General features: G+C 51.6%; 18 protein-coding genes. 15 read left to right on the top strand and 3 right to left on the bottom strand.

The features are described 5' to 3' along the window. Positions 1–92: 92 nt before the first annotated feature. The 7 genes from BLR64_RS03290 to BLR64_RS03260 all read left to right on the top strand — a co-directional run bounded on the left by BLR64_RS03290 (position 93) and on the right by BLR64_RS03260 (position 3,887). Positions 93–290, top strand: a complete 198-nt coding sequence (locus BLR64_RS03290; protein ID WP_068724987.1) for a hypothetical protein — start codon at positions 93–95, stop codon at positions 288–290. Beyond that, on the top strand, positions 283–1,542 hold the full coding sequence (locus BLR64_RS03285; protein WP_090712158.1) for a DNA polymerase IV: 1,260 nt from the start codon (positions 283–285) through the stop codon (positions 1,540–1,542). Before BLR64_RS03290 ends, BLR64_RS03285 begins: the two co-directional genes overlap by 8 nt. After that, the gene (locus tag BLR64_RS03280; RefSeq protein WP_090712155.1) at positions 1,539–2,018 is read left to right on the top strand and encodes a YhjD family protein; all 480 of its coding nucleotides are present in this window, start codon (positions 1,539–1,541) and stop codon (positions 2,016–2,018) included. The genes BLR64_RS03285 and BLR64_RS03280 overlap by 4 nt, the downstream gene beginning before the upstream one ends. A 362-nt stretch (positions 2,019–2,380) precedes the next feature. After that, positions 2,381–2,677, top strand: coding sequence for a hypothetical protein (locus BLR64_RS03275; RefSeq protein WP_139171903.1), 297 nt, complete (start codon positions 2,381–2,383; stop codon positions 2,675–2,677). Between the two features lie 232 nt (positions 2,678–2,909). Continuing rightward, complete coding sequence (locus BLR64_RS03270; protein ID WP_042177319.1) at positions 2,910–3,101, top strand: sporulation protein Cse60; 192 nt, start codon at positions 2,910–2,912, stop codon at positions 3,099–3,101. A 270-nt stretch (positions 3,102–3,371) separates the two neighbouring features. Further along, positions 3,372–3,593, top strand: a complete 222-nt coding sequence (locus tag BLR64_RS03265; protein WP_090712152.1) for a hypothetical protein — start codon at positions 3,372–3,374, stop codon at positions 3,591–3,593. Positions 3,594–3,668: 75 nt separating this feature from the next. Then, entirely contained in the window at positions 3,669–3,887 is a 219-nt protein-coding gene (locus tag BLR64_RS03260; RefSeq protein WP_090712150.1) for a hypothetical protein, read from the top strand. A gap of 94 nt (positions 3,888–3,981) precedes the next feature. Here the strand turns inward: BLR64_RS03260 and BLR64_RS03255 are convergent, their stop codons facing one another. Continuing rightward, the gene (locus tag BLR64_RS03255) at positions 3,982–4,320 is read right to left on the bottom strand and encodes a L,D-transpeptidase (RefSeq protein WP_090712148.1); all 339 of its coding nucleotides are present in this window, start codon (positions 4,318–4,320) and stop codon (positions 3,982–3,984) included. 127 nt (positions 4,321–4,447) lie between these two features. Continuing rightward, a complete protein-coding gene (lexA, locus tag BLR64_RS03250) occupies positions 4,448–5,074 on the bottom strand; it encodes a transcriptional repressor LexA (protein WP_090712146.1) in 627 nt (208 codons plus the stop codon). A 230-nt stretch (positions 5,075–5,304) separates the two neighbouring features. Between lexA and BLR64_RS03245 the strand changes: the two genes are divergently transcribed. The 5 genes from BLR64_RS03245 to BLR64_RS03225 all read left to right on the top strand — a co-directional run bounded on the left by BLR64_RS03245 (position 5,305) and on the right by BLR64_RS03225 (position 7,788). Then, positions 5,305–5,718, top strand: a complete 414-nt coding sequence (locus tag BLR64_RS03245; RefSeq protein ID WP_167360586.1) for a LysM peptidoglycan-binding domain-containing protein — start codon at positions 5,305–5,307, stop codon at positions 5,716–5,718. A gap of 120 nt (positions 5,719–5,838) precedes the next feature. After that, positions 5,839–6,042 carry a DUF896 domain-containing protein gene (locus BLR64_RS03240; RefSeq protein ID WP_090712141.1) on the top strand — a complete coding sequence of 68 codons (204 nt, stop codon included), beginning with the start codon at positions 5,839–5,841 and terminating at the stop codon, positions 6,040–6,042. A gap of 48 nt (positions 6,043–6,090) precedes the next feature. Next, complete coding sequence (locus BLR64_RS03235; protein WP_090712139.1) at positions 6,091–6,618, top strand: hypothetical protein; 528 nt, start codon at positions 6,091–6,093, stop codon at positions 6,616–6,618. A gap of 40 nt (positions 6,619–6,658) precedes the next feature. Further along, positions 6,659–7,444 carry an HAD family hydrolase gene (locus BLR64_RS03230; protein WP_090712137.1) on the top strand — a complete coding sequence of 262 codons (786 nt, stop codon included), beginning with the start codon at positions 6,659–6,661 and terminating at the stop codon, positions 7,442–7,444. Between the two features lie 143 nt (positions 7,445–7,587). Continuing rightward, complete coding sequence (locus BLR64_RS03225; RefSeq protein ID WP_139171902.1) at positions 7,588–7,788, top strand: hypothetical protein; 201 nt, start codon at positions 7,588–7,590, stop codon at positions 7,786–7,788. 229 nt (positions 7,789–8,017) lie between these two features. On the opposite strand, the gene BLR64_RS03220 is transcribed toward BLR64_RS03225, so the two are convergent. Then, positions 8,018–8,245 carry a hypothetical protein gene (locus BLR64_RS03220; protein WP_139171901.1) on the bottom strand — a complete coding sequence of 76 codons (228 nt, stop codon included), beginning with the start codon at positions 8,243–8,245 and terminating at the stop codon, positions 8,018–8,020. Between the two features lie 216 nt (positions 8,246–8,461). Between BLR64_RS03220 and BLR64_RS03215 the strand changes: the two genes are divergently transcribed. The 3 genes from BLR64_RS03215 (at position 8,462) to rnz (ending at position 13,574) form a co-directional block, all read left to right on the top strand. Continuing rightward, on the top strand, positions 8,462–8,884 hold the full coding sequence (locus BLR64_RS03215; protein ID WP_167360585.1) for a FixH family protein: 423 nt from the start codon (positions 8,462–8,464) through the stop codon (positions 8,882–8,884). 176 nt (positions 8,885–9,060) lie between these two features. Beyond that, the gene (gene metH, locus BLR64_RS03210; RefSeq protein ID WP_415840982.1) at positions 9,061–12,438 is read left to right on the top strand and encodes a methionine synthase; all 3,378 of its coding nucleotides are present in this window, start codon (positions 9,061–9,063) and stop codon (positions 12,436–12,438) included. 206 nt (positions 12,439–12,644) lie between these two features. Further along, on the top strand, positions 12,645–13,574 hold the full coding sequence (rnz, locus tag BLR64_RS03205) for a ribonuclease Z (protein WP_090712127.1): 930 nt from the start codon (positions 12,645–12,647) through the stop codon (positions 13,572–13,574). Positions 13,575–13,735: the final 161 nt, after the last annotated feature.

Genomic DNA, 13,735 nt, shown 5'->3' with positions numbered 1-13,735 from the left:
TTACAGTTGAGGAATATACTCATGATTGATTAGAGAACATCTGTTTGGTTATAATACAAACAAATGTTCTTATTTGTTGGAGGCGATCGGTCATGAGAATGGCTATTGGTCAAACGATTGAAATCGTGTATCTGGACAGATCGGGTAAGATCTCCCAGCGGAAGATTGAAGTGCTCGCCATCCGTGACGGGCGCATCCGCGCGACCTGTTTAACGGCTGGAGCGCCGCGGGTATTTCTGCTCTCGAATATTCTGGCCTGGCACCCGGCACGGGGGAAGAGGTATGCCTAAGGAGCGGATTATTCTGCTGTCGGACTGCCAGTCCTTTTACGCAAGCGTCGAAAAGGCCGCTCATCCGGAATACAAGGATATGCCTGTTGCAGTAGGCGACCCGGCGCGGATGAACGGGATTGTACTGGCCGCCTGCCCGCTTGCCAAGGCCCGGGGGGTTACTACAGCCTCCCGTGTAGGCGAAGCGCTGACCAAATGCCCGGAACTCGTGGTGATCCGGCCGCGGATGCGGACGTATATTACGGTTTCCCTGCTGATTTCGCAGATTTACCAGGGGTACACCGATATGGTCGAGCCGTTCAGTATCGATGAGCAGTTTTTGGATGTGACAGGTTCGCTGAATTTTTTTGGAGGAGAATTACAGAGGGTCATTTCTTCGATACAGCAGCATGTGCAGTTGTCCACCGGCGTCTGGACCCGGGTAGGAGTCGGACCAACCAAAATCCTGGCCAAAATGGCCAACAATCTGGCCAAGAAGCAGGCGGACGGCATTTTCCGGCTTGGCTACGACAATCTGGATGAGGTGCTCTGGCCGCTGCCGGTCCATGATATGTTTATGGTAGGCGGACGGATGACCAAAAACTTTTTCCGGATGGGCATAACGACCATTGGCGACATTGCCCGGATGGAGCTGGGTGAGTTCAAGCGGAGAATGCGGATGACGATGGGCAAGCAGAGTGATATCCAGGCGGAGTATTACTGGCAGACGGCCCGCGGCATTGACCCCAGTCCTGTTGTTACGGGAATCCGTCACCAGATCAAATCTGTGGGCCACGGCAAGGCGCTGCGCTGGAATCTTTATACGAGGCTGGCTGACATCGAGGTGGTGCTGCTGGAGCTTGTAATTGAGGTCTGCCAGCGGGCTCGGCGGTACCGGTATATGGGCTCGGTGGTATCCATCGCGGTGTCGGAGACGGACGGCAACACCTCTCATTCGTACAGCCGGCAGATGACGCTCCCGGAGCCGTCGTTCCTGACTCATGAAGTGGCTGCGGCAGCCTACCGCCTGTTTGTGGACCACTGGACCGGGATGCCCTTAAGCCGTCTGGCCATATCCATCTCCCGGCTGACCGATGACAGTGTTATGCAGCTAACCCTGTTTGATGACCGTATCCGTACCTACAACAAAGAGCGGGCTATTGACCAGATCAAAACCAGATACGGCAGCCGGGCACTCATTCGGGCATCCTCCCTGCTTGAGTCCGGGGTTGCTCTGGAACGGGCCGAACAGATTGGGGGTCATTATAAATGAGCAAGCTAGACGGAAATGAGCGGTGGAAGACCAAAATGCTGATGAGTGAGCATGTTGACCAGTATGAAGAGCAGGCTAAGGGTGAAAATGACAGCAGAACCATGCTCACGAATGCGGAACGCACGATGGTCCGTGACCTCATTCTGCTGCCCTACATAGATACTATGGTAAGCAAGAGCATCGAGGAGATCGAGCGGTCGGGCAACATGCTTACCCGGATGTACTTAATGGCCGGACGTTATATCCAAAACCGGGTAATGCAGGACACCTACCGGCTGCAAAAAGAGCTCAAGCAGCGCAATATCAGGGTGCTGGCCGATGAACAGGAGGATTTCCTGATGTATTATAAAATCTTTTTCCGCGGCTACCAGGAACGATTCGGACTTACGCGTGACATTATGAGGACGGAGATCAGTCTGCGGCTTACCCGGTATACGTCTGAACTGGGAACTGTACTGAAGGAGCACATGAAATAAACAGTTCCCGTCAACAGCCGGCGCTCAGCCAGGCGGTAGATAACGTGCTGAGCATTCCTGTAAGGTATTCTGCTATAAATGGAGCTTTGGGCTTATGCCAGGCAAGCAATTTCATTGTTTTATGTAAAAAGTAGTAAATAAGGTATACATTAAGCCTGAAATGGGTTATGGTTATGTTAACTTATTTGTGTAATTCTCATCCGGAGGGTCTTTCACTGCGTAAGCGACAGAAAGGCCTTTCTTGCATAGTTTAGGTTGGAAGGGAGTGTTAAATGTACTATGACCCGGAAATAATTTTACGTTATGAGGCGATTGAAGAGAGAGTTGTCAGGTTTATAACCAATCATTCAGGTGTTGAGTATATGAAGGGTTCGGAGCAGGTTGTTGAGGGTGGAGTCTTTGCCTGGGCAAAATTAAAATCCGCGGATACTAGCATTCAGACACAGCTGAGGCTTGATTATGTGGAGATTGTTGAACTGGCCAGAGAGAGCATAGAGCATGCCGAGAGCAGGCATTTAATTGATTTTGACCGCAGCAGTGAAGCGGTGCTTAATTATATAAGGCAGGATTCGATCCTGTGGATTCCATCCCTGGAGGCAGCCGCTGAGGCGGTCACGACCGAGCTTGCGCTTCAGAAGTACCTTCTTACTCAAACTTAACCATATAATATTTGTATAATTGTGTATAAAGTATTTGACCATTCGCATGCCCGGTGTTAAGCTAGGCACATAGTAAGGCATTTCGCAGACCGCTGCGGAATGCCTTACTGTTCATTTAGGGATATTTTACATTAAATGTTAGTCAAGGGGTGATGCGCCATGTGCCTTTCGCTGCTATCTAATACATGTGTTCCAATATAACCGAGAATGCGAAGAATAAGAGGAGAATACGATGATACAGGTAAAAGAATTTGTAGACGGGGATAATTTCTATGCCGAGAATAAGGCGAATGAATTCCTCAAGGGACTTGCGGAGGAACAGGTCGTAAATATCTGTTACGGATCTGTAGTGAAGTCCTCACGTGACGGCGCGGAGCATCAGCGGAGCACGATTTTGGTGGTATACAAGACAGATGAAAAATAAATTCTGGGAGCGGCTGTTCACCTGGCTGTCTTTTGCTTCAACGTTAACCATTGTAATTTTGGCGCTTTTTTATACTCTGGGCTGAAAATGAGAGAGGGGAAGGGCATTATCTGCGGCTTTCGATAAAAGGAGAGCTTAAGGGTAAGGCCTTTTCTTTTGCCGGTCTAAGGGAATTATCACATACATAGATTACCATTTGTGTTATATTTGAAAAAGGAATGTTTATGATATCCGTACCAAGTATGAATTAGACTACAAGGGGGAAGCGGATTGAACACGACTTACAAGGTGCTGTTATGTGATGCTGATTTATTTGCAGCAGCGCTTGCGGAGGCAGATATATATGTATTGCAGCTGCAGGAGGGCAAACCGCCGGTCTTTGCTGACTGTGCAGGTCCGCTGCAAAAATGGACACCGGAATACATAGAGCTGGGCGGGATGACTTACAAACGCAAAGATTTTGAATTCCGTGTGCGTCTACCCGAAAAATAACAACTGCCTGATCACACAGGCCGAAAGAGCCGTCTCGGCATCTCTTATACTATAAAACGTAAAAGAGGTGTTAATATGGCAGAAAGAGATCGGTTAAGAATCCGCAGAGCAATTCGTGCTCTGCTGGCACAGCGGGCCATTCTTCTGGAGCGGCTTGAAGAAATTAATGAGAATCTGCGCAGATTGCCGAATCCGAGCCGGGCCAGACGTGAATTGCTGGCAGCGCGGGCGTCTATCCGGGAAGCCCTCCGCTTGAACCGTATCGCAATCAGATTATTGCGCAGTGTACTGTAGAGAATGGCAGGCGCAGAAGGATAAAAGAATGCAGAAAGGACACCCCCGCCCCGCGGAGGTGTCTTTTCTGCATTATAGGGAAAAGCTGCGGCTGCTACTTCCTGATAGTGACCCGTGTGCCGATAGGAACGATGCGTGACAAGGCAAGAACATCCGCGTTATACATCCGGATGCAGCCGTGTGAGACCATATGTCCGATCGAGGCAGGGTCGTTGGTTCCGTGGATGCCGTAATGGGGTTTGGACAGGCCCATCCAAAAGGCGCCGAACGGCCCGCCGGGATTGGGCTGCTTGTTAATAATGGTATATTCGCCTTCGGGTGAGGCTGTCAGCATCGTACCGATTCCTACGGGGAAGCCGCGGGTCACAATGTTATTATCCAGCAGATACAGCATACGCTGCGACAGGTCAACAATAATCCGGTAATTGGGCATCGTCATCAGCACTCCTTCTGCAATCAGAATATGTACGCAGTGCCGAGCCCGTGAACTTGAATTTAAAGGACAGAAAAAAGACTGTTGCACAATGGATGCACAACAGCCTCAGGGGGATTAATGAATATTAATGGATATCACGGAAAAGTCCGATGACTCTGCCTAAGATGGTAACACGGTTCAAGCGGAGAGGTTCGTACGCCGGGTTCTCCGGCTGCAGGCGGATATGGTCACGTTCTTTATAGAAGGTCTTGACAGTAGCTTCGTCTTCTTCAGTCATTGCTACAACGATATCACCGTTATCTGCTGTCTGCTGCTGGCGGACAATAACATAGTCGCCATCCATAATTCCGGCATCCACCATACTGTCTCCGAGCACGGAGAGCATGAAGACCTTGTTGTCACCGACATAATGGGTAGGCAACGGGAAGTAATCCTCAATATTCTCGGTAGCGGTAATCGGCACCCCGGCGGTGACTTTACCTACAACAGGAATACGGGTGACCGTCTGTACGAACTGATGTACATTCTCTGAATCTTCCTGGCCAAGCAGTTCTATGGCGCGGGGCTTCGTAGGGTCACGGCGGATCAGACCCTTCTTCTCCAGACGGTCCAGATGACCATGCACGGTGGAGCTGGAGGCAAGACCGACAGCTTCCCCGATTTCCCGGACAGACGGAGGATAACCCTTGCTGCGGACTTCGTTACGTATGAATTCCAGGATCGCCAGCTGACGACTCGAAATCTTTGACATTGGAATCAACCCCATATAGTATGTTTGGGAAAATTATAACATAGAACTTCCGTTCGTACAAACATAAGTTCTAACTATTTCATAATAACATTTGGATGATGCTGTCAGGAGAGGCAGAATAGAGCCGAAAACTAAGGGGAACAATTGTTCGAAAAAATCTATTGATCAAAACACATGTTCGTGTTATATTAATCTCAAATTTAAGAACACGTGTTTGGAGGTCGATGATTTTGTTAAAATACAGTACTTACCGCAGCATCTACGATGAGACCCGTGAGGTTCAATCTGCCGGAGATGATTCTGTTTTAGAATATGTGATCCGTATGAAGAAATCTGCAGCAACCCTGTTCGGTACATTAATGAGCCTGTTCCGCAGAGGCCAGCTGGTGAAGCTTGCCATGATCCTGATGCTGGCGGTTTCCGGCTTCACGGTGGTAGGTAATGTATTTGCAGGATCAGTATCCTCAGTTATGCCGGCTGAACGTGTGGTAGTGGAACGCGGCGACTCCCTCTGGAGCATTGCGCTTGCACATAAACCATCTGATATGAGGACGGTTGTATATATAGAAGGAATCAAGAAAGCGAGCGGGCTCAAGGGCAGTGACATACAGGCCGGGGATGTGCTGACACTGCCGGCATATTAATCAGGATTGCTATAAATATCAACTATAGTTCACGCCATGAAGAGCTTGCAGGGAGGAGACCTTGACAAGCTCTTTTTCTCATGGCAAAGTTAGAATGAATTTATAGGGGAGGGGAAAGCATTGAATATAGACGAATTGGTCGCACGCATCAATGAATTGGCACGCAAGCAGAAGAGCAGCGGCCTGACAGAAGAGGAACTGGCGGAACGTGCCAAGCTCCGCGAAATCTACCTGGGCAACATCCGCAGAAATTTCCGCGCGCAGCTGGATACCATTGAGATTGTGGACAACGATGATCAGGGCGACAAGGGGCTTACGCATTAGTCCCGCGGCTTTGTCATAGATATTTTAGGACGACTAGGGGGAACTCACATGGCCCGTTCTTGGGAAAGAATGGTACAGCGCAATACCAAGCAAGTCAATAAGCAACGAAAGAAGCAAGGTAAAGACACGATTTATGCTTCCAAATCATCTTCGGCTGCCGGAAGCAGTGATGTTTTTAAAGGGCGCAACATTGTATTTCCGATTGTGCTGCTCTTGCTCGGAATTATGTTCTGGGTAGTGGGCTCCATTGATGAAGCCCGGGGGCAGGGTATACTGGCCAACTGGCTGGGCGTTGTGCTGTACTTTTTACTGGCAGCCCTGATCTTCTTCCGCCGTCCTTTCCTGAAGGTCGAGCGGGCCAGAGTTTCTACCATTAAATATAACCGTGAGCGCTGGCTGCAGGCATCCGAGATTGAGAAGATTATCCTGTCCCGCAGCATGGTTGCCCTGAAATATAAAGGTAAACGCAAGCAGTGGGTGTTCTCCAGATTTCTGAACCGTTATGATACCGCAGCTATGGGAGCGCGCCTCGAGCAGTTCGCCAAAGCCAATAACATTGAAGTAGTGCACGAGTAGAAAGATAAGATAGACCAGCATAGGGAGAGGGAGCGTTATTATGCCGATTACCGCCGTACTATTTGATCTTGACGATACACTGCTCTGGGATGAACGGAGCGTCGAGGAGGCCTTCCGTGCCGCCTGCGAAGCAGCAGGTGACACTGTTGACCCTCATGAGCTGGAGGCTGCAGTCCGCAGGGAGGCCAGAAGCCTTTATGAATCTTACGAGACCTTTCCGTTTACAAAAATGATCGGGATCAATCCGTTCGAGGCACTTTGGGCGAACTTTACTGCCGGCGAGCAGCCGGAATTCCGCCAGCTGGAGCAGCTTGCTCCGGCATACCGCAAGGAATCCTGGCGCCGCGGCCTGGAAGCGCTGGGCATTAAGGATGAAGCGCTGGCTGAGCGGCTGGCTGCGAAGTTCGGTGAAGAACGGCGGAGCCGTCCGTATATGTATGAAGAGACACTGCAGGTTCTGGATGAGCTGCGCGGCAAAGTGAAGCTGCTGCTGCTGACCAATGGCTGCCCGGCCCTGCAGCAGGAGAAGCTGAACGGTGTTCCTGAGCTTATTCCTTACTTTGATCATGTAGTAATCTCCGGTAGCTTCGGCAGAGGCAAGCCGGACAAGGCGATTTTCCAGCATGCGCTTGAATTGCTTGATATCTCACCCGAGCAGGGGATCATGGTGGGCGATAAGCTCACAACGGATATTATCGGCGGCTTGTCCGCAGGCCTGACGACGGTCTGGATCAACCGGACAGAGAAAGAACCGGATCCCGACATTCAGCCGGATTACAGAATCGGTCATCTCTCCGAGCTGCTTCCGCTGGTGCAATCACTATAAGTCTTTCAAGCCGGTCTCCTGTAGAGGAGGCTGGTTTTTTTGCATATAAGGGCATGTGGCTAAAAAAGACTTTTTTGCACATACATATTGTTCCAAATGAGGTATACTCAGTTAATACTTTCCAGAAGGAGCTGAGTTACACAATGGTGAGCCAACCCGGATTTTTTGTTAGCGGTGCATTTAGTATCTTTTTCTTTTTGATGTGGCTGGCATGTATAGGGGCAGGAATTGTTGCGTTTGTTCTTTTTGTAAAGCTTGCGCTTAGAGCTATTACAGCTCTGGATTTATATAACCATTCCAAAAACCTGGAAATCCGCGAACGCGAAACGATCAGGAAGGAATAGGAATGGGGCAACGGATAGGCGGCATCAGCGCCAATTCAACCAGCCCAACCTGTAACCGGCGATGAGAAATAAAACAATCCATGCCCATAACATCAGCTTGCGGAAAGACCTGGGTATAACCAGATACTCGGAGCATAGCTTATTCAGTAATTTCAGTTAAATCACCCCCTATCTTAACATGTAATACCCGTAATCCTCAGGATTACGGGTATTAGTGCTGCTATTAGGCTTAGTTCAAGCTATCATAGGTTCTCCGTTCATAGCCGTTAATATAGTTCAGTCCGGCTTGACTGAGGCCGTTCCCGGTTCTGTCCGTATAACCGGCTTCGTGGATATGCTGCAGCGCAACAATAAAATCTCTTTCATCCATGCCGATTTGCCTGAAATGCGGCTCTCCCTGTTCTTGCAGCAGCTTTAAAATGTGATACACAGGATCTTTGTTAATCAATGTACTCAACAACCCTTCTGAAGTCATTATGGCGACAGCTTATGCTGAGAACGGCCCCATGGTTACAGGGAGAGCGCTGGGACGGGAAATGAATTTCCCGCTTTTAATCCTGTTAACGACTAATACCGGGGCAATATTTAAAATTATATGTATAATAGAAGCAGAATGGATTACTCGCGCTGTAAGCTTCGAAGGGAATTCACTATCCAATCGGGAGGATGCCGGATGATCAAACCTAAGCAGCTGTCTGCTGCATTATTTATTGTTGCCGCGGTTTCACTGGGAGGGTGTTCAGCAAGCAGTACAGAGCATGAACACATGCATGCTGCGGCAAATATCTCTATGGAACCTATCAAGGTGGAGCTAGGCTGGAGTCCTGAGCAGGGCAGGGTAAATGAGCCGGTCCTTTTTCAGGCGGTGGTTACCCAGGCCGGTGAACCGGTGGATGACGCACGGGAAGTGCTGTTTGAAATTGTCAGCAATAATGATGCGACGGTAAAGCTTGAGCTAAAGGGAACAGCTGCCGGTAATGGCGTGTATGAGGCGGAGACGGTGTTTGAACAAGAGGGCGGGTACAGCGTAACTTCGCATGTAACGGCCCGTACGCAGCACTCCATGCCCAGCAGGGAGCTTACGGTTGTACCTTAACAGCGCTGCCCCCGGAACCGCCAAATAATAACAATTATGCAGAGTGGAAAGCAATGCTTTCCGATTTCGCTTTATTCTGCTAAACTAACTCTAATGTTTTTCGGGGGGGATATGAAGTGGCTAAATATACACTTGCTGAGAGCTTGCAGCAGCGCATACTGATTCTGGACGGAGCAATGGGTACGATGATTCAACAGGTTCCCCTTACCGGAGAGGATTTTGGCGGTGAAGAGCTTGACGGCTGTAATGAAATGCTGGTGCTTACGCGCCCGGAGGTCATCCAGAGTATACATGAGAAGTATCTGGAGGCCGGCGCAGATCTGATTGAGACCAATACCTTTGGCGCGACTTCGGTCGTGCTCGCGGAATATGATATCCCGCAGAAGGCGCGGGAGATTAATCTGGAAGCGGCCAGGCTGGCCCGGAATGCCGCAGACAAATATGATACGCCGGAGCATCCGCGTTATGTAGTGGGAGCGATGGGACCGACGACCAAGACACTGTCCGTTACCGGCGGCGTGACCTTCCAGGAGCTGGTGAGCAGCTATCAGGAGCAGGCGGTTGCTCTGATCGACGGTAAGGTCGATGCCCTGCTGCTGGAAACTTCACAGGATACACTGAATGTAAAAGCCGGCAGCATCGGAATCCGCAATGCTTTTGAAGAGACTGGCATTACGCTGCCTGTCATGATCTCCGGCACGATTGAGCCGATGGGCACAACGCTGGCCGGCCAGAATATTGAAGCCTTCTACATTTCGCTTGAGCATCTGAAGCCGATCTCGATCGGGCTGAACTGTGCGACCGGACCGGAGTTCATGCGTGACCACATCCGTTCGCTGTCAGAGATTTCTTCAGCGGCGGTGAGCTGTTATCCGAATGCCGGGCTGCCGGATGAGAACGGGAATTACCATGAATCACCCGAGTCGCTGGCCCGCAAGCTGGCTGGCTTTGCCGAGAAGGGCTGGCTGAACATTGCCGGCGGCTGCTGCGGAACGACTCCGGATCATATCCGGGCGATGGCCGAAATGATCACGGCGTATCCGCCGCGCCAGCTGAACGGGACTCACCCGCCGGCCTTGTCGGGGATTGAGCCTGTATATGTGGAGGATGCCAACCGCCCGTACATGGTCGGAGAACGTACAAATGTGCTGGGCTCGCGGAAATTCAAGCGCCTGATCGTCGAAGGCAAATACGAGGAAGCTTCCGAGATTGCCCGGGCACAGGTCAAGAGCGGCGCGCAGGTGATCGATGTCTGTGTACAGGACCCTGACCGCGATGAAAGCGAGGATATCAAAAAATTTCTGGAGCTGGTGGTCAAAAAGGTCAAGGTTCCGCTGATGATTGATACAACAGACCCTAAGGTTATTGACCTGGCACTGCAATACTGTCAGGGCAAGGCAATAATTAACTCCATTAACCTTGAAGACGGCGAGGAGAAGTTCGAGCATGTTACCCCGCTGATTCACAAATACGGGGCAGCGATTGTAGTCGGTACCATAGACGAAACCGGACAGGCCATCAAGGCGGATGACAAGCTTGCCGTTGCCAAGCGCTCCTATGATCTGCTGGTCAACAAATATGGCCTGCAGCCGGAGGACCTGATCTTTGATACTCTGGTATTCCCTGTCGGTACAGGGGATGAGCAGTATATCGGGTCAGCCAAGGAAACGATAGATGGAATCCGGCTGATCAAGGAAGCCCTTCCGGGTGTGCACACCATTCTGGGAATCAGCAACGTCTCCTTCGGGCTGCCGGAAGCGGGACGTGAAGTGCTGAACTCTGTATTCTTATATGAGTGCACCAAAGCGGGTCTGGATTATGCGATTGTAAATACTGAAAAGGTAGAGCGTTATGCCTCCATCCCGGAAGAAGAGCGCAAGCTTGCCGAAGAGCTGATCTACAATACTAATGATGAGACGCTGGCTGCCTTTGTCGCTGCCTTCCGTGAGAAGAAGGTAGAGAAGAAGGAGAAAATCTCCAATCTGTCCCTGGAGGAGCGGCTGGCTTCTTATGTTGTCGAAGGAACCAAGGAGGGGCTGATCCCTGACCTGAATGAGGCTCTGACCAAGGACAGTCCGCTGGAAATCATAAACGGTCCGTTGATGGCAGGCATGTCGGAGGTTGGGCGGCTGTTCAACAACAATGAGCTGATTGTTGCGGAGGTACTGCAGAGCGCTGAAGTAATGAAGGCTTCGGTCGCCCATCTGGAGCAGTTCATGCAGAAGGATGAGACCTCGGTGAAAGGCAAGATTATGCTGGCGACCGTCAAGGGCGATGTTCATGACATCGGCAAAAACCTGGTGGAGATTATCCTGTCCAACAACGGCTATGAGATTATCAATCTGGGGATCAAAGTACCGCCGGAGAATATTATCGAAGCCTTCCGCCGGGAAAAAGCGGATGCCATCGGCCTTTCCGGCCTGCTGGTGAAATCGGCACAGCAGATGGTCACCACTGCGCAGGATCTGCGTTCAGCCGGCATTGACGTGCCGATTATGGTGGGGGGCGCGGCGCTGACCCGCAAATTCACCAAGACCCGGATCCGGCCGGAATATGACGGCCTGGTCCTGTATGCCAAGGACGCAATGGACGGCCTCGATCTTGCCAACAAGCTGATGAATCCGCAGGAGCGGATCAAGCTGGAGGAAGAGGCGCGGCAGGAAGCTGAGGCCGTTGTAGCGGTAGCTCCGAAGCAGGAAATGCCGGAATTGACGAGGGCTGTCCGCTCGAAGATTTCAGCGGATGCGCCGGTCTTCACTCCGCCTGATCTTGAGCGGCACGTACTGCGTAACTATCCGCTCGGCCACATCGTTCCTTATGTGAATATGCAGATGCTGCTCGGCCATCATCTCGGCCTGCGCGGCTCGGTGGAAGCCCAGCTCGCTGCAGGAGATCAGCGTACGGTTGAGCTTAAGGAGACGGTGGATGATATTCTGCATCAGGCGATGGTTGAGGGGACAATTGCCCCTCATGCGATGTACCAGTTCTTCCCGGCACAGTCTCGCGGCAACGATATTCTGATCTACGATCCGCAGGACCAGTCGAGCGTGCTGCATACCTTTACTTTCCCGAGGCAGAATGTAGAGCCGTATCTGTGCCTTGCCGACTTCCTGAAGCCGGTGGACAGCGGGGTTATGGATTATGTCGGCTTCCTGGTCGTAACGGCGGGACATGGAGTCCGTGAAATGTCGACCGAGCTGAAGGATAAGGGGGATTATCTCCGCTCCCATGCCTTGCAGGCAGTAGCGCTGGAGGTGGCCGAAGGGCTGGCTGAGCGTGTCCATCACATGATGCGGGATACGTGGGGCTTCCCTGATCCGGCTGATATGACGATGAAGCAGCGGCACGGCGCCCGCTATCAGGGTATCCGCGTATCCTTCGGATATCCGGCCTGCCCGGACCTGGAAGATCAGGGGCCGTTGTTCAAGCTGATGAAGCCGGAGGACATTGGCGTCCAGCTTACAGAAGGCTTCATGATGGAGCCGGAAGCCTCTGTTTCGGCGATGGTCTTTGCCCATCCGGAAGCACAGTATTTCAATGTGGAGAAGCAATAGTCTCCCTTACTGAACCTCAACTTAGCGAAGGAGAAGTAATCGTTCTTCTTCAGCGGACCTCCCGTAACCGGGAGGTTTTTTGCTGGTGAAAAAAAGCTTCAGAAAGAAAATGTGCTTTCAGCGCCTAAAAAGGGTAAAATTCAGTTCAGAGACTAAGCGGCTACGGCTGCTGTGCATATTAAAGAGTGAAGAAGGGAGGATCTGGAATGGAAATCTATTTTCTTGGCACCAATGCCGGAGTGCCTACAATACAGCGCAATGTAACCTCAGTGGCCCTCAGGCTGATGGAGGAACGGCGCAGCTTCTGGATGTTCGATTGCGGGGAAGGGACACAGCATCAGGTGCTGCGTTCGCCGCTGCGGCTCGGCAAGCTGGAGAAGCTGTTCATCACCCATCTGCATGGTGACCACCTGTTCGGCCTGCCCGGACTGCTGTCCAGCCGCGGCTATCAGGGAGGTACGGCCCCGCTGACGGTGTACGGGCCGCCGGGGCTGAAGGCTTTTCTGGATGTGTCCCTGTCAGTAAGCCAGTCCCGGGTTCCTTACAAGCTGGAGATTGTAGAGCATACGGGCGGACTGATCTTCGAGGATGACACCTTTAAGGTAGAGGCGGGTCTGCTGGAGCACCGGATTGACAGCTATGGATACCGGGTAACAGAGAAGGACAGTCCCGGCAGCCTGAATACAGAGCTGCTTCTGAGTTACGGGCTGAAGCCCGGCCCGTTGTACGGAAGACTGAAGAAGGGCGAGGATATCACGACTGAGGACGGAACAGTCGTCCGGGCGGCTGAGGTGATCTGTGAGCCGAAGAAGGGGCGTATTGTAACTGTGCTGGGTGATACACGTCCGTGCCCGGGCAGTCTGCCGCTGGCCCGGGGGGCGGATCTGATTATCCATGAGGCAACCTTCGCCCATGATCTGGCGGATATGGCTTACCAGTATCATCACAGCACGGCAGCCCAGGCTGCAGAGCTGGCTAGGCAGGCGGGCGGGCGTGAGCTGCTGCTGACCCACTTCAGCTCACGTTATGTAACCCAGGAGGAGCTTGCTCCGCTGCTGGCAGAGGCGCAGGCCATTTTCCCGCAGACTCTGCTGGCCGAAGAGTTCTGCACATTTCCGGTATACCGGAGAAAGTAAGCGGACCAAAGGTCCGGAAAATAACCGGGGAAATCAAAATTATTTTCCGGGAAAGCGCAGGAAATGACAGGGAGCTGTCAAAAAACCACCGTCACTGCAGCTGTTCGCTATCGTTCGACCGGGTGCGTTAAATTTTAAGTAAAGAGGTGCCGTTTACTCTA

Source organism: Paenibacillus typhae, assembly GCF_900099765.1.
Classification (GTDB): Bacteria; Bacillota; Bacilli; order Paenibacillales; family Paenibacillaceae; genus Paenibacillus_AQ; species Paenibacillus_AQ typhae.
The sequence above is the reverse complement of the archived record's forward strand: the minus strand, read 5'-3'. Positions and strand labels throughout refer to the sequence as shown.